Annotated in this window: 14 protein-coding genes; 9 read left to right on the top strand and 5 right to left on the bottom strand. The window is 43.6% G+C overall.

Annotated elements, in window-relative coordinates; genetic code table 11:
• The first annotated feature begins 106 nt into the window (after positions 1–106).
• Positions 107–865: a DUF1853 family protein gene (locus OCU50_RS03885; protein WP_060468288.1), complete on the top strand. Its 759-nt coding sequence runs from the start codon at positions 107–109 to the stop codon at positions 863–865.
• A gap of 121 nt (positions 866–986) precedes the next feature.
• On the opposite strand, the gene pgm is transcribed toward OCU50_RS03885, so the two are convergent.
• A complete protein-coding gene (gene pgm / locus OCU50_RS03880; RefSeq protein WP_060468259.1) occupies positions 987–2,633 on the bottom strand; it encodes a phosphoglucomutase (alpha-D-glucose-1,6-bisphosphate-dependent) in 1,647 nt (548 codons plus the stop codon).
• A gap of 92 nt (positions 2,634–2,725) precedes the next feature.
• Complete coding sequence (gene seqA, locus OCU50_RS03875) at positions 2,726–3,265, bottom strand: replication initiation negative regulator SeqA (protein ID WP_017056400.1); 540 nt, start codon at positions 3,263–3,265, stop codon at positions 2,726–2,728.
• 93 nt (positions 3,266–3,358) lie between these two features.
• Here seqA and OCU50_RS03870 point away from each other — a divergent pair, with 93 nt between their 5' ends.
• The 3 genes from OCU50_RS03870 to fldA all read left to right on the top strand — a co-directional run bounded on the left by OCU50_RS03870 (position 3,359) and on the right by fldA (position 5,039).
• Positions 3,359–4,120, top strand: a complete 762-nt coding sequence (locus OCU50_RS03870) for an alpha/beta fold hydrolase (RefSeq protein WP_060468260.1) — start codon at positions 3,359–3,361, stop codon at positions 4,118–4,120.
• A 108-nt stretch (positions 4,121–4,228) separates the two neighbouring features.
• On the top strand, positions 4,229–4,447 hold the full coding sequence (locus tag OCU50_RS03865; protein ID WP_017056398.1) for a DUF2788 domain-containing protein: 219 nt from the start codon (positions 4,229–4,231) through the stop codon (positions 4,445–4,447).
• Between the two features lie 58 nt (positions 4,448–4,505).
• Complete coding sequence (gene fldA / locus OCU50_RS03860) at positions 4,506–5,039, top strand: flavodoxin FldA (protein ID WP_017056397.1); 534 nt, start codon at positions 4,506–4,508, stop codon at positions 5,037–5,039.
• Positions 5,040–5,132: 93 nt separating this feature from the next.
• On the opposite strand, the gene OCU50_RS03855 is transcribed toward fldA, so the two are convergent.
• Positions 5,133–5,642 (bottom strand): DUF4442 domain-containing protein, encoded by a 510-nt coding sequence (locus OCU50_RS03855; protein ID WP_017056396.1) that lies wholly within the window; start codon positions 5,640–5,642, stop codon positions 5,133–5,135.
• A gap of 207 nt (positions 5,643–5,849) precedes the next feature.
• On the opposite strand from OCU50_RS03855, the gene fcrX reads away from it, so the two are divergent.
• Positions 5,850–6,299: a ferric iron uptake transcriptional regulator FcrX gene (gene fcrX / locus OCU50_RS03850; RefSeq protein WP_004734226.1), complete on the top strand. Its 450-nt coding sequence runs from the start codon at positions 5,850–5,852 to the stop codon at positions 6,297–6,299.
• Positions 6,300–6,468: 169 nt separating this feature from the next.
• On the opposite strand, the gene glnS is transcribed toward fcrX, so the two are convergent.
• Together glnS and nagE are read right to left on the bottom strand one after the other, a co-directional pair.
• Positions 6,469–8,136 (bottom strand): glutamine--tRNA ligase, encoded by a 1,668-nt coding sequence (glnS, locus tag OCU50_RS03845; RefSeq protein ID WP_060468261.1) that lies wholly within the window; start codon positions 8,134–8,136, stop codon positions 6,469–6,471.
• Between the two features lie 301 nt (positions 8,137–8,437).
• A complete protein-coding gene (gene nagE, locus OCU50_RS03840; protein WP_060468262.1) occupies positions 8,438–9,997 on the bottom strand; it encodes an N-acetylglucosamine-specific PTS transporter subunit IIBC in 1,560 nt (519 codons plus the stop codon).
• Between the two features lie 474 nt (positions 9,998–10,471).
• Here nagE and nagA point away from each other — a divergent pair, with 474 nt between their 5' ends.
• From nagA to asnB, 4 genes are all read left to right on the top strand, one after another.
• Entirely contained in the window at positions 10,472–11,608 is a 1,137-nt protein-coding gene (gene nagA / locus OCU50_RS03835; RefSeq protein ID WP_060468263.1) for an N-acetylglucosamine-6-phosphate deacetylase, read from the top strand.
• Between the two features lie 2 nt (positions 11,609–11,610).
• Positions 11,611–12,825, top strand: a complete 1,215-nt coding sequence (nagC, locus tag OCU50_RS03830) for a DNA-binding transcriptional regulator NagC (RefSeq protein ID WP_060468264.1) — start codon at positions 11,611–11,613, stop codon at positions 12,823–12,825.
• Between the two features lie 83 nt (positions 12,826–12,908).
• Positions 12,909–14,495, top strand: a complete 1,587-nt coding sequence (locus tag OCU50_RS03825) for a cation:proton antiporter family protein (protein WP_017056391.1) — start codon at positions 12,909–12,911, stop codon at positions 14,493–14,495.
• Positions 14,496–14,726: 231 nt separating this feature from the next.
• Positions 14,727–16,397 carry an asparagine synthase B gene (gene asnB, locus OCU50_RS03820; RefSeq protein ID WP_060468265.1) on the top strand — a complete coding sequence of 557 codons (1,671 nt, stop codon included), beginning with the start codon at positions 14,727–14,729 and terminating at the stop codon, positions 16,395–16,397.
• The last annotated feature ends 35 nt before the right edge of the window (positions 16,398–16,432 follow it).

Genomic DNA, 16,432 nt, shown 5'->3' with positions numbered 1-16,432 from the left:
CTTTATAATAACGTCGTTATATCAATTTACGGGTAGAATGTCGAAAGCCCCAAGGTTATGTTTATCAAGATCTATGTTTATAAAGAGCTATGTTGATGAGGAAGAGATGACAGCACTGCAACGTTTTTACCAATGGGTTATCGACTCGCCACCGTTACTGGAAATCAAACCACCCATTTCTGATCTCAGGGGCTTCTCAGGCCCTCATACTATCGATTCATCACATACATACAATGGTAACCCTAGGTTAGGTTTCCTCTACCAGCACCTATGTGAACAAGTCATCGGTGCTTCGGATAATTATTCGGTCAAGTACGATGAGATTCAGATTAATGTTGAAGGTAGAACACTAGGTGCTATCGACTTTATTCTCGAAGAAGAGCGCAGCCAAAAACTGCAGCATTGGGAAGTGGCGATTAAGTTTTACCTACTCCATGAACAAACATGGTTTGGTCCTAACGCTCATGACCAATTAGATAAGAAGCTCGATAGAATGTTGAGCCACCAATTGGGTATGTCGTCTTCAACGGCCTTTCTTGAGCAATATCCAGAGATCGATGTCGACTCAAAACATCTCCTCATGCAGGGTCGTCTCTATACCAACCCCTTCTTAGATCAAAAAGTACCTACTGAATGTTTGGGTTATGACATTAATTCAAGCCAAGTAAACGGTTTTTGGTGCTATCAAAACCAAGCCCATTTAATCTCTGAAGTACTCTACCCTCTCACCAAAGAGCAATGGGCAGCTGGCACTGATGACTTCACCTGTGAACCTCTTACTGAGTTTGGTGATCGCTTCGTTCACGGACAAACCAAATCAGGTCAATTCTGGTTTGTGATGCCACAAAGCTGGCCACACGGCTAATCCATTCAGCCATTGAGTTGACTTAGTCTTATCCACTTACTCACAGACAAATAAAAAGGGCTGATGCTTTCACATCAACCCTTTCACTATTTACCTTGTGGCTCTACTAATCTGTATTTGATTATAGGCCAGCGGCAGCAAAGACTTGATTAACAATCTCTTGAGCTTCTGCTTCAATTGCTTTTAGGTACTCTTCACCTTTAAAGCTTTCACAGTAGATCTTGTAGATGTCTTCAGTGCCTGATGGACGAGCAGCGAACCAACCGTTCTCAGTCGTCACTTTTAAGCCGCCAATCGCAGCGCCATTACCTGGAGCATGCGTTAGGCGTGCAGTAATCGCATCGCCAGCAAGCGTCTCAGCTGAAACCATCTCTGGAGATAACTTCTTAAGCACGTCTTTTTGTGCGCCGTTGGCTACCGCTTGAATACGGTTGTACTTAGACTCACCGTGTTTAGCGGCAAGCTCTTCGTAGTATTCTTGTGGGTTCTTACCGGTAACTGCTGTGATTTCAGCCGCAAGTAAGCAAAGAATCAGGCCATCTTTATCTGTTGACCAAGGCGTACCGTCTTTACGTAAGAAAGAGGCACCCGCACTCTCCTCACCACCGAAACCAAACTGACCGTTATATAAGCCATCAACGAACCATTTGAATCCAACTGGCACTTCACAAAGCTCACGACCTAAATCAGCAACAACGCGATCAATCAGAGCGCTTGATACCAGTGTCTTACCAACAGCAACATCTTTGCCCCAACCTTCACGGTTACGGTATAAGTAGTCGATACAAACCGCTAAGAAGTGGTTTGGGTTCATTAGGCCTTTTGGCGTAACAATGCCGTGGCGGTCGTAATCTGGGTCGTTACCAAACGCGAGTTGATAGTCATCTTTAAGCGCCAGTAAACCTGCCATCGCGTACGGAGAAGAACAGTCCATACGAACCACGCCATCTTTATCTAAAGACATAAACTGGAACGAAGGATCAACGGCTTCACTTACCAAAGTAAGATCTAGGTTGTACGCTTTACCAATTTGACGCCAGTAATCAATACCGCTGCCACCCAGTGGATCAACACCAATCTTGATGTTTGCTTTCTGGATCGCTTCCATATCAACCACGTTAACCAAATCAGCAACGTATGGAGCAACCAGATCCACTTCCTTCACTAACTCGGACTGTCTAGCCTGTGCGATAGGAGTACGCTTAACACCCTGCATTTGCTCAGCGATAATAACGTTCGCGCGATCTTCAATCGCTTGCGTTAATTCAGCTTCAGCAGGACCACCGTGTGTCGGGTTGTATTTGATACCGCCGTCTTGAGGAGGGTTATGTGAAGGTGTGATAACAATGCCATCGGCTTTTTTATCATTCGCTAGGTTGTGCGTAAGGATCGCGTGCGAGACACCTGGTGTTGGAGTAAAGCCATTTTTTTCTTGAATAATAACTTCAACACCGTTCGCTACAAGCACTTCGATAACCGTAGAGAACGCAGGCTCAGATAGAGCATGAGTATCTTTACCTAAGAAAAGTGGGCCTGTTGTCCCCTGCTCGGCACGAACCTCTGCAACTGCTTGTGCAATCGCTAGAATGTGATTTTCGTTAAATGTTGATTTGTCTGCGGTACCACGGTGGCCAGAAGTACCAAACAATACTTTATGATCTGGGTTGTTAGCATCCGGTTGCTGTAAGAAATAGTTAGCCACTAAAGCCGGAATATTATGAAGATCTTCCTGCTGAGCTTTTTGCCCAGCACGAGGGTGCATAGCCATTTTTAGACATCCTTATATATAAAATTTAAAAACAAAAAAACCTCATAATATCTTCTTATCCATGGATATTATGAGGTTTAAATCAGGTTTCGTTAAATTGAACCTGTTACTTTTTCTATCAATTCTGCTTGAAAACTCATACGGCTCATAAGCTGCTCAACCATCTGTCTTTTACGGCTAGTGTTGTTATTAGTAATAACCCAAAAAGGACTTTGTGGGATGGCCTTAGGCTTAGTTGTATTGCCATTCTCTAGCAACGTCGCTTCGTTATCTGCAAAGTAAACACGCTTGCGGCCTTTTACTTGAGTTGCTTCTGAAAAGCTTTCAGGGTCGATTTTATGCAGTGTCGATAACACAAGCATAAAACGATCAATGGCTTTCTTTAGTGACGCAAACTCATCTGATATTAGTAGTGAGCGCATTTCTTTAACGCCATCGACCTTCTCTGGAGTAAAGCCGACTTCTTTGCTAACAACGATACCTTTTGGCTCAACGATCTCTTCGATCGGAGCCATACCTTGACTATCAACCTGTAACAAGCGGCGCAGAATATCTGAAGCGCTTTCGCCAATACGTTCTGTCTGACCCGCAATAAAACGGTATAGGTCTTCATCAACCTCAATTGTTTTCATTCGCTTTTCACAATCTCAATGTTTAAACTCTGGGGGATTATAGCGAGATCCGCGCGGATACTCTACGTCAAACCCACCATGAATAAGATAAAAATGTCAGTACAGCTCAACTATAAAATTGAAGGTGAGGGTCACACCATTGTTTTGATCCATGGATTATTCGGTAATCTGGACAACCTTGGCTTACTCGCTAGGGATCTAAAAGCCGATCATCAGGTTCTTAGTGTCGATCTACGCAACCACGGTCAATCTTTCCATAGTGACACTCACAACTATCAAGCGATGGCACAGGATGTCGCTCAACTGTTGAATGATCTTGAGCTAGAAGATGTCACTGTCATTGGTCACTCAATGGGAGGCAAAGTAGCGATGGCACTGACACAACACCTTACACTGCGTAAGTTAGTTGTCTTAGACATGGCACCTGTCGCGTACACTCAAAGCCGTCACGATAACGTATTCGCAGGCCTACAAGCCGTGATCGAAGAACAACCGACCTCTCGCTCAGAGGCGCTAAAGGTTCTCGCAAACCATATCGAGATCGATGGCGTTCGTCAGTTCTTGACCAAATCTTTGTTTAAATCAGAACAAGGGGTTATGGAATGGCGCTTCAATGTTGCGTCACTGCTCGCTAATTACTCGCAGATCATTGGTTGGAAACCTATTGATAAAACGTCGGTCAAAACCTTGCTGATAAAAGGTGGGGATTCTGATTACCTCACGGCTGAACATCAAACCGCTGTTCAGCAGCAATTTTCTAATGCGAAAGCTCATGTCATCGCAAACACGGGGCACTGGCTGCATGCAGAAAAGCCAGCCGAAGTACTCAGAGCAATCAGAAAGTTCATCGCTTAAGTACTCTTTTTCATGCAGATAAATGAGAACTGTGTAATCAGTGTAGATTAACTTTATCTCACAACAGTGATATAGTGCGCCCAAGCAAAATTGGTATATAAGGTTCCCATGCTTTACGACTACATGAACATCATTGAATCTGTTGGTTTAGATCTCCTATTTGCCGCGATTTTCTTTTTGATCGGTATGGCAATTAGAGATGTTCTAAAGCAGGGAAACGTCCCTGTATTTGGTCGTCGCATCGTATGGTTAGTACTTTTCCTTGGTTGTGCAGGTTTTATCGCCAAAGGGATAATCCAACTAAGCTGGGAAGGAACAGGGATCTAATGACTCCCTTCCGAACTTTATTACACCGACAACAGACAAAATGAAAGGTAATGATTCTATGGCAAGTGTAGGTCTCTTCTTTGGTAGCGATACAGGTAACACTGAAGCTGTTGCTAAGATGATTCAAAAGCAATTGAGCAAACAGCTCGTTCACGTTCAAGACATTGCAAAAAGCAGCAAAGAGGATATCGATAACTTCGATCTACTGCTGCTTGGTATTCCTACGTGGTATTACGGCGAAGCTCAATGTGATTGGGATGATTTTTTCCCAGAACTAGAAGCAATTGACTTCTCAACCAAACTTGTTGCTATCTTCGGTTGTGGCGACCAAGAAGATTACGCAGAGTACTTCTGTGATGCTATGGGTACTGTCCGTGACATCGTTGAAGCGAAAGGTGGTACGATCTTAGGTCACACATCGACTGAAGGCTACGAATTCGAAGCATCAAAAGGTTTAGTTGAAGGTGACGATAGCCAATTCGTTGGTCTATGTATTGATGAAGACCGTCAACCAGAGCTAACCGATGAGCGAGTATCTAACTGGGTTAAACAAATCCACGAAGAGATGTGCCTTGCAGAGTTAGAAGACTAATCCTCTAACGGTTGTTAATTGTTACAATTAATGACAACTATATCGATATAAAAAACCTCCTAAATGGAGGTTTTTCTGTTTAATACTTAAAGACTAACATTCCGCTTCTAATGCTTTATCGTCATCTTCTCTAAATTGTGGCTTCTTCCTTACATACAAGGTTCGCTGGATTTCTGATACCACATTCCCCTGTTTATCTTTTACATAGATAATGAATTCTGGGAAACACTTTTCTCCAAGCTGCGTCTGCCGATAAATCTCATCAAGTTGTCCTTGGCTTATCTCAAAGTCTGCATACAAGTCAGATTGGCCAGGCTTGATAAAGTTAATGCTCGCTTCTTTATCCCACACATAGTATCTCTCACCCAAAATTCCCATTAACATCAACGAGTAAACCGGATCGGTTAGGGAGAAGATACTGCCTCCATATTGAGTACGATTGGCATTTTTATTCCACCAACGCAGCTTGAGCACCGTCTTTACTACCCTGAAATCAGAGCTAATATGGGCTATCTTAATACCAGCGCCCCAAAACGGAGGCCAAACATTGAGTGCGAACCTTACAATGCTTGGTTTATATATTCTTGCAAGTTGCTTGTTCATGACAACATTCCGTGTTCACATTAGAAATACCGCGACCGTTACTGGTCTTACCTCCACTATAAGTGAGATACTTCCAATTTACAAAACAGATTGTGATGCTGGATAGAAACCCTTATAAGTTCGTGGTTTATTGTTATGCCTGACTAAACTATAATGGTATTAATATTGAATACTGTTAATTGCTGCAGATCATCAACAGGAAAGTATATGTCAGACAATAATCAAGCGCTAAAAGATGCTGGTCTTAAAGTGACCCTCCCAAGGCTCAAAATTTTAGAAGTATTACAACAACCAGACTGCCAACATATTAGTGCTGAAGATTTATATAAAAAGCTGATCGACCTAGGTGAAGAGATCGGGCTTGCAACCGTTTATCGAGTGCTTAACCAATTCGATGACGCTGGCATTGTAACTCGCCACCACTTCGAAGGCGGTAAGTCTGTATTTGAACTTTCAACACAGCATCACCATGACCACCTAGTGTGTCTAGACTGCGGTGAAGTTATCGAATTTTCTGATGATCTTATCGAAGAAAGACAAAAAGAAATCGCTCAACGCTACAACGTACAGCTAACTAACCACAGTTTGTATCTGTATGGTAAAAGCATCACAGGGGATTGCAAAGGCAACCCAGACGCACATAAAGCGAAGAAGTAACAAAGAACGCTGGCTTAGGCTGGCGTTTTTTATTTAGGCTCATGCGGTATTAAGATTCACATCAGCTTGACTCACAATTTGTTATTTTATCCAGATACAAAAAAACCGGCTCTAAGCCGGTTTTTTATTAATCGCACCTTGAGAAACTAAGCTTTGAGAAACAGAGTCATTAAGCTTCAGCTTTACCCCAAGTGTCACGCAAGCCAACTGTACGGTTGAATACTAGCGCGTCTGCTTTAGAGTCTTTCGAATCTACGCAGAAGTAACCGGTACGTTCAAACTGGTACGCTTGCTCTGCCACGCCTTCAGCTAAGCTAGGCTCAACAAAACCGTTTAGCGTAACCAGAGATTCAGGGTTCAGCGTTGCTGCGAAGTCGTCAGCAGCGGCGGGGTTTGCCACTGTGAATAGACGATCGTATAAACGAATCTCAGCAGGCAGTGCTTTATCAGCTGATACCCAGTGGATAACGCCTTTCACTTTACGGCCATCTGCAGGGTTCTTACCCAGAGTTTCGTTGTCGTAAGAACAGAAGATAGTCGTAATGTTGCCTTCTGCATCTTTTTCGATACGTTCTGCTTTGATCACGTAAGCGCCACGTAGACGAACTTCTTTACCTAGAACCAAACGCTTGTACTTCTTGTTTGCTTCTTCACGGAAATCATCACGCTCAATCCAAACTTCACGTGTAAATGGTACTTCACGAGTACCCATTTCTGGCTTATTTGGGTGGTTTGCAACGGTTAGCGTTTCTACTGTATCTGCTTCGTAGTTCTCGATAACTACCTTCACAGGATCCAGAACAGCCATCGCACGAGGTGCATTTTCGTTCAAATCATCACGAATACAAGATTCAAGTGAACCGAACTCAATCATATTCTCTTGCTTCGTTACACCAATACGCTTACAGAATTCACGAATCGAGCTTGGAGTAAACCCGCGACGACGTAAACCAGAGATAGTTGGCATACGAGGATCATCCCAACCTTGAACTAGATTCTCAACCACAAGTTGGTTCAGCTTACGCTTAGACATCACTGTGTATTCAAGATTCAAGCGGCTAAACTCATACTGACGAGGTTGGCTGTCAATCGTAATGTTATCTAACACCCAGTCGTACAAACGACGGTTGTCTTGGAATTCAAGAGTGCAGATAGAGTGAGTAATACCTTCCAACGCATCAGAAATACAGTGAGTGAAATCGTACATTGGGTAAATGCACCACTTGTCACCTGTCTGATGGTGGTGAGCAAAACGAACACGGTAGATAACAGGATCGCGCATCACCATGAATGAAGAGCTCATGTCGATCTTAGCACGTAGACACGCTTTGCCTTCTTCGAAACCACCGTCACGCATTTTTTCAAACAACGCTAGGTTCTCTTCAGGGCTGCGATCGCGGTACGGGCTCGCTTTACCTGGCTCTTTTAGCGTGCCACGGTATTCACGGATCTGCTCAGGACTTAGCTCGTCAACGTACGCTAAGCCTTTATTAATTAATTCCACAGCATAAGCGTAAAGCGTATCGAAATAGTTTGATGAGTAACAAATATCACCAGACCATCCAAAGCCTAACCAGCTTACATCATTCTTAATTGACTCAACGTATTCAACGTCTTCTTTTTCAGGGTTTGTATCATCGAAACGAAGATTACATTGTCCCTGGTAGTCCTGAGCAATACCAAAATTCAAGCAAATAGATTTAGCGTGACCAATATGCAGGTAACCGTTTGGCTCCGGCGGGAAACGAGTATGCACGCTACTGTGTGTACCATCCGCTAAATCTTTATCGATAATTTGGCGAATGAAATTCGATGGACGAGCCTCAGCTTCACTCATCTATAGCACCTCTATGTATTTAGTATTGTCAGAGAAAGTTATCTTTCGTCTCCAAGAAAACGGCCGCTTATAGCGCCAGTCAAAGATAGAAAGATCATTGTTGCTAATCATCCACAATTCTTAGCCTTTGCACAATAAGAACCGTCTGTTAATTACGATTATTTCTGCTATTCGGTAAAGAATAGAACGAACCTTGTTCACCGAACTTAAATCACAGGCACAAAAAAGCCTCCCATCAGGGAGGCCTTCAATTTGAACTTACTTAAGATTAGCGTGACATCTTAATTAAGCACTTCCCAAACTATGGAAGTTTTACACCAGATAGGTCTTCACCTTCGCTGATAGCTTTCATTTCGCCAGCGACAATTTCAGCTAGTGGCCCTAGGATAACCTGTAGGTTGTTTTCACCTAGTTTAACCACACCTTTAGCACCTAATTTCTTAAGAACAACTTCATCTGCAACAGAGCGGTCTTTAAGAGTTAGACGTAGACGTGTAATACAAGCGTCGATTGACGTTAAATTATCGTGGCCGCCTAGAGCTTTCAGGTATTGACGAGCAAGGTCGCCTTTTGGTGCGTCACCCGCCGGAGCAGCTACCGCTTCGTCATCATCTTCACGACCTGGCGATTTCAAGTTGAAAGCGCGGATTGCGAAAGAGAAAGTGAAGAAGTATAGAGCACCGAAGCCTAGACCGATTAATAGTAGTACGAATGGTTTAGTTGCTAGACCCCAGTTCAATACGAAGTCGATTAGACCAGCAGAGAAACCGAAACCGTGCAGAGTACCAAACATGTTAGCAACGACTAGAGACAGACCAGTAAATACTGCGTGCATTGCGTATAGAGCTGGAGCTAAGAATACGAACATGAATTCTAGCGGCTCTGTAATACCAGTTAGGAATGAACAGAATGCAACTGAGAACAGTGCGCCACCCACTTGACTACGTTTTTCAGCAGGAGCAGCTAGGTACATTGCAAGCGCAGCACCTGGCAGACCGAACATCATTACTGGGAAGAAACCGTTCATGAATACGCCTGCGCCTTTATCGCCACCGAAGAAACGGTTTAGGTCGCCAGATTTAACAGTTTCAGTCACTTCTTTAACTACAGTAGTGATTTCTGGCATTACAGAGTTAGCGAATGTGAATGTGTGCTCTTGGCCAACAACTAGAGTTTTAGCAAGTGCAGGGTCAACACAGAGTTGAGTGATGTTAGCGAATGCGCCTTGACCAGCAACAACGATTTCTTGACATGTACCCATACCGAACCAGAAGTATGAGTTCAATACGTGGTGTAGACCTACAGGGATAAGTGCACGGTTAAGCGTACCATAAACGAATTGGCCGATAGCGCCAGACGTTGATACCGCGTGAGCCAGTGCGTCTAGACCAGACTGAACGGCAGGCCATACAACACCAAAGATAGCACCAGCAACCAAAGCAAATAGACCAGCCATGATAGGAACTAAACGTTTGCCAGAGAAGAATGCTAGCCACTCAGGAAGGCGTGTTGCATGAAAAGCGTTGTAAGAGTGACCTGCGATGATACCTGCGAAGATACCGCCGAAGAATGACATATTCACACTTGCATCGATGTTTGTTGCTGTTGCCGTCAATACAAAGTAAGCAACTGCGCCAGCAAGACCTGCTGCGCCGTTACCATCTTTAGACAGACCGATAGCTATCCCCAAACCAAACAACAATGGTAGTTGGCTGAAGATTGCGTTACCAGCAGATGCCATGAATGCGATATCTAGTAAATCGGGTTGCCCCAGACGTAATAGCAATGCCGCAATCGGAAGTGTTGCGATAGGTAGCATTAATGCCTTACCTAGCTTCTGTGCGTATCCTAAAATATTCACCAGTTGTTTCCCCCTATAGGATTTTTAGAATTCGTTTTGAGAAACTTATTTTAGTCGCTCAATTTAGTCCTTTTCAGTGTATTCAATTAATTTTGCCCCGCAAATTAAAACCTTACCATTTGTGATCCTAATCACCAGTTTTTACCAAATCCAGAGGTTTTTGCTAGCGAGATCATAAAACTTATTTTATCATTCAAAAAATGGGCATTTATAGATAAAATCTAAATCTAATTCATAGTTGGAAAAGAGGGGTCTCTTCGTTTATCTACCCATGTGAATAGCAGTTAACGTTCAATATTAATGTATGGCTAATATTTAATTAAACCTTAAGTTTCAAAGCTTTGAGTTGACTACAATTTTAAATCTGTTTGACCATAGAAGATAAATCGTTACGTAAATGATGCCCGCAAACTAAGTCCACATTTACGTAACGAAGAAATTTTAAAGATCTCACGAAATAAGGATTAGCTGACTATGTACGCGCTAAGTAACTGTAAAATTTACACAGGTAGTGATGTTCTAACCGATCATGCTGTTGTAATCGAAAACCAACTGATCAAAAAAGTATGCCCTATCTCTGAACTGCCAGAATACATCGAGGTTCGCGACCTAGATGGAGCAAATCTAAGCCCAGGTTTCATTGACCTACAATTAAATGGGTGTGGCGGTGTCATGCTTAACGATGAGATCACTGCAAACACCATGCAGATCATGCACGAGGCAAACCTTAAATCTGGCTGTACTAGCTTCCTACCAACGCTTATCACCTCTTCAGACGAAGATATGCGTGCGGTTATTAAGGCAGCTCGCGAATACCACAACCAGTATCAGAATCAATCTTTAGGTCTACACCTTGAAGGTCCTTACCTAAACGTTGCTAAGAAAGGCATTCACAGCGTCGATCACATTCGTAAATCCGATAGCGATATGATTGAGCTTATCTGTGAGAACAGCGACCTTGTTGCAAAAGTAACACTAGCTCCCGAGCTTAACGACCCTGAACATATCGAACGTCTACACAAAGCTGGCGTAGTAGTTTCTATCGGTCACACCAACGCAACTTACGCAGAAGCGCGTCAAGGTTTTGAATCAGGTATTACCTTCGCGACTCACCTATTCAACGCGATGACTCCGATGGTTGGCCGTGAGCCAGGCGTTGTTGGTGCGATTTACGATACCCCTGAGGTTTATGCCGGTATTATTGCTGACGGCTTCCACGTTGATTACGCAAACATCCGAATTGCGCATAAAATCAAGGGAGAAAAGTTGGTATTAGTGACGGATGCCACAGCTCCTGCAGGTGCTAACATGGAATACTTTATTTTTGTCGGTAAGAAAGTATATTACCGTGATGGTAAGTGTGTTGATGAAAATGGCACACTGGGCGGCTCAGCTCTGACTATGATTGAAGCAGTTCAGAATACAGTTGAGCACGCTGGTATCGCTTTAGACGAAGCTCTCCGCATGGCTACGCTATACCCAGCTACAGCTATTGGTGTAGAAAGTAAGCTAGGTCGAATCAAAAAAGGCATGGTTGCAAACCTCGCTGTATTTGACCGAGACTTTAACGTTAAAGCGACTGTTGTTAACGGACAATACGAGCATAATTAAGTATGAATGGCGGACAAATAGGTAACGTAGACTTAGTTAAACAACTAAACAGTGCGGCAGTATATAGACTAATAGACCAACAAGGGCCTATCAGTCGCATACAAGTGGCAGATGTAAGCCAACTCGCACCGGCAAGTGTTACAAAAATTACCCGCCAACTTTTAGAGCGCGGCCTAATTAAAGAGGTAGCGCAACAAGCGTCTACTGGCGGTAGGCGCGCTATTTCGCTAACTACAGAAGTAGAACCTTTCCATTCCATTGCTGTACGATTGGGGCGAGACTACATTCAAGTGAGCCTTCATGATCTAGGTGGTCGTGAATTGGCTTTTCAGCAGCAAGACCTTGATTATTCAGATCAGTCAGACCTGACCCAAGGTTTGCTCAACAACTTGAAGGCTTTCATTGCAGAACATCAACCAAAGATCGACCAACTGATTGCAATTGGTATCACTCTTCCAGGTTTGGTGAACCCTACGACAGGTGTCGTTGAGTATATGCCAAACACGGATATCGATAACCTAGCATTAAGCGACATTATTCGCGACACATTCCATGTGGCTTGCTTTGTTGGCAATGACGTTAGAGGAATGGCGCTTGCCGAACACTATTTCGGTGCAAGTAAAGACAGCCAAGATTCGATTTTAGTGAGCGTTCACCGTGGTACTGGAGCTGGCATTATCGTTAATGGCCAAGTCTTCCTTGGCCACAATCGTAACGTTGGGGAAATTGGCCATATCCAAATTGATCCCCTAGGTGAACAGTGTCAGTGTGGTAATTTCGGTTGTCTTGAAACAGTAGCTGCGAACCCTGCGATTATTGAACGAGTACAGAAACTGATTAAGCAAGGCTATAAGTCTTCTTTAACAGAACTTGAACATATTACTATTCAAGATGTTTGTGACCATGCTATCAACGGTGACGAACTGGCCAAGCAGAGCTTAGTTCGCGTAGGGAACCAATTAGGTAAGGCTATCGCAATGACGATTAACTTATTTAACCCTCAAAAAGTGATCATTGCCGGTGACATTACGAAGGCACAAGAGGTTGTTTTCCCTGCAATTAAGCGCAATGTAGAGAATCAGTCTTTAACGACTTTCCATAGCGGCTTACCTATTGTAGCATCGCAGATCGACAAACATCCTACGATGGGAGCTTTTGCCATGATTAAGCGCGCTATGCTCAACGGCGTGTTACTTCAAAAGCTACTCGAAGACTAAAGAAAACCATTCTGATTTTCCGCGGGCCGTGTTTGTATGAACACGGCCCGTTTTTTTAAGCTAGGGAACTAAAACAACAAGTTATGGAACTTATATTAATATCCACTGCGTTTATCGCAGGATTTATTGCTTTAAAATGTCACCTTCCCCCGTTAGTTGGCTTTCTGGTCGCAGGTTTTGGGCTCTATGCTCTAGGCTTTCAAACCAATGACACCATCATTACCTTAGCGGACCTCGGTGTCACGCTACTCCTGTTTACTATTGGCTTAAAGCTCGACATCAAAACCTTACTCTCTAAGGAAATCTGGGCAGGGGCAACAATCCACAATCTTTTATCGACTCTGTTTTTTGCAGCCGCCCTATTTGGTTTTAAGCTCTTAGGTATTTCATCGCTAGCTGCCATGTCGATGGAACAAATCGTTTTACTTGGCTTTGCCCTCTCTTTCTCTAGTACCGTATTCGCAGTTAAGTCCCTGCAAGAGAAAGGAGAAATGAATGCGACCTACGGAACATTAGCGATAGGTATTCTGGTGATGCAGGATATTTTTGCCGTGGTCTTTTTGACAGCATCTACAGGAAAAATTCCAGAGTGGTATGCCATCGCATTATTCGCTCTTCCATTCTTACGCCCTCTTTTCTACAAGGTACTTGATTGGGTTGGGCACGGTGAAATGTTAGTTCTGTTCGGCATTTTCTTTGCGTTAGTGATAGGCGCCGGCCTGTTCGAGCTTGTTGGCATGAAACCAGATCTAGGTGCCCTTATCCTAGGTATGTTACTAGCAGGCCACCCTAAAGCCTCAGAGCTATCAAAATCACTGTTTAACCTTAAAGAGCTTTTCCTTATTTGCTTCTTTTTGAACATTGGCTTATCCGAGCAACCAACCATTCAAGGATTTATGCTCGCTGTCCTATTCTTATTGTTGCTACCAGTCAAAGGTTTACTTTATTTCTTAGTACTCAACCGCTTTAAGTTCCGTGTTCGAACATCACTCCTCGCTTCTCTATCACTGTTTAACTACAGTGAGTTTGGCCTCATAGTCGGTGGCCTCGCTTTTAAAATGGGTTGGATGTCTGGTGACATCTTAGTGGCTGTGGCTATTGCCGTATCACTTTCGTTCTTAATCGCCGCTCCTCTAAATAGAGCTGGTCACAAACTTTATCAACAATCCAGAAAGTGGCTAAAAGAGCACGCCGCAGAGAAACTTCACCAACGAGACCAACTTATCGACCCTGGTCGTGCTCAAGTGCTTATCCTTGGCATGGGACGAATTGGTACCGGTGCCTACGACGAGCTACGTTCACGCTACGGTAAAGTCAGCTTAGGTGTGGAGGTGCGTGAAGATGCTGCGCACAACCACAGAAGCCACGGAAGAAACGTAATTTCTGGCGACGCAACTGACCCAGACTTTTGGGAACGAATTTTAGATACAGCCAATGTAAAACTGGTGATATTAGCGATGCCTCATCACCAAGGTAATCAAACCGCTATAGAACAATTGAAGTCGCGTAATTTTAAAGGTCAAATTGCAGCGATTGCCGAATATCCAGATCAACTAGAAACATTAAAAGAAAATGGCGTCGATGCGGCATTCAACATTTACAGTGAAGCTGGTAGTGGCTTTGCTCGGCATGTATGTGAACAATTAAACCCAAACATCAATAAAATCTAGTCTAAAACCTCTCTCCAAACCTCTCAAAATTGCGAACTTGTGCACTTTTGAGAGGCTTTCGTATAAAAAACCAACTGCAATTAGATAGGAAACACAAAAACAACACTATTATTAGATTATTTCTAATGTACGAGCCTTTATATTATTTTTTTACTCACATCTGGTTGCTTTTTTTAGCCAAAATGGCAAATTGAATACAGTTAATTTAGAAATTATTTAAAAGGAAGTTCTATGTGTTCAGTATTTGGCATTCTCGACATTAAAAGTGATGCCGCAGCACTTCGCCCTATTGCTTTAGAAATGTCTAAAAAGCTTCGTCACCGCGGCCCTGATTGGTCTGGCATCTATGCTGGTGAGAAAGCCATCCTCGCTCATGAACGTTTAGCTATCGTTGGCCTTAACAGTGGTGCCCAGCCGCTATACAGCCAAGACAAAAAGCACATTCTTGCAGTAAACGGCGAAATCTATAACCACAAAGAACTTCGCGCACGCTATGAAGACAAGTACCAATTTCAGACGGATTCTGACTGTGAAGTAATTCTTGCCCTATACCAAGAAATGGGCGCAGAGCTATTAGAAGAACTTAACGGTATTTTTGCGTTCGTATTGTATGACGAAGACAAAGACGAGTACCTAGTGGGGCGTGACCACATCGGAATCATCCCGCTTTATCAAGGCTATGATGAGCACGGTAACTACTACGTCGCTTCTGAAATGAAAGCGCTAGTACCTGTATGTAAGACGATCAGTGAGTTCCCCCCTGGTAGCTTCTACTCTTCAAAAGATGCAGAACCTCAACGCTACTACATTCGCGATTGGAACGAATATGCTGCCGTTCAAGGTAACAGCACAAGCAAAGAAGAACTGACTGAGGCATTAGAAGCTGCCGTTAAGCGTCAACTAATGACTGACGTTCCCTACGGTGTACTTCTATCTGGTGGTCTTGATTCATCAATCACTTCAGCAGTCGCTAAACGTTTTGCTGCAATGCGTATCGAGGATGATGAACAATCTGAAGCTTGGTGGCCACAACTGCACTCATTCGCCGTTGGCCTAGAAGGCGCACCAGATCTTATCGCTGCTCGTGAAGTTGCGGACAAGATCGGGACTGTACACCATGAGATGACTTACACCATTCAGGAAGGCTTAGATGCCATCCGTGATGTTATCTATCACATCGAAACTTATGATGTAACGACAATTCGTGCATCAACGCCAATGTACTTGCTTGCTCGCAAGATCAAAGCAATGGGCATCAAAATGGTACTGTCTGGTGAAGGTGCTGATGAGATCTTTGGTGGTTATCTGTACTTCCATAAAGCGCCAAACGCGAAAGAGTTCCACGAAGAAACCGTTCGTAAACTGCTTGCTCTAAGCATGTTCGATTGTGCTCGTGCAAACAAATCATTGGCAGCATGGGGAGTTGAAGGCCGCGTACCATTCTTGGATAAAGATTTCATCGATGTAGCAATGCGTCTGAACCCTGAAGATAAGATGTGTGGTAACGGTAAGATGGAAAAACACATCCTACGTGAGTGTTTCGAGGATTACCTTCCAGACTCAATCGCTTGGCGTCAAAAAGAACAGTTCTCTGATGGTGTTGGCTACGATTGGATTGATACGTTGAAAGCAACAGCGGAAGCGAAAGTCACGGATCAACAAATGGAAGCTGCTAAGTTCCGCTTCCCTTACAACACGCCAACCACTAAAGAAGGTTACGCTTACCGCGAAATCTTTGAAGAGTTATTCCCTCTAGATTCAGCAGCAGAATGTGTACCCGGCGGCCCTTCAGTTGCTTGTTCATCAGCGAAAGCGATTGAGTGGGATGAGTCATTCAAAAACTGTGTCGACCCATCAGGCCGTGCAGTTCAAACCGTTCACAACGATGCTTACAACGCTTAACGTGTTTTGAACACCCCCTAAATACTAAAAAAGGC

It is taken from the genome of Vibrio toranzoniae (assembly GCF_024347655.1).
Taxonomy (GTDB): Bacteria; Pseudomonadota; Gammaproteobacteria; order Enterobacterales; family Vibrionaceae; genus Vibrio; species Vibrio toranzoniae.
Note: the sequence above shows the minus strand (reverse complement) of the source record. Positions and strands in the feature narration are given on the sequence as shown.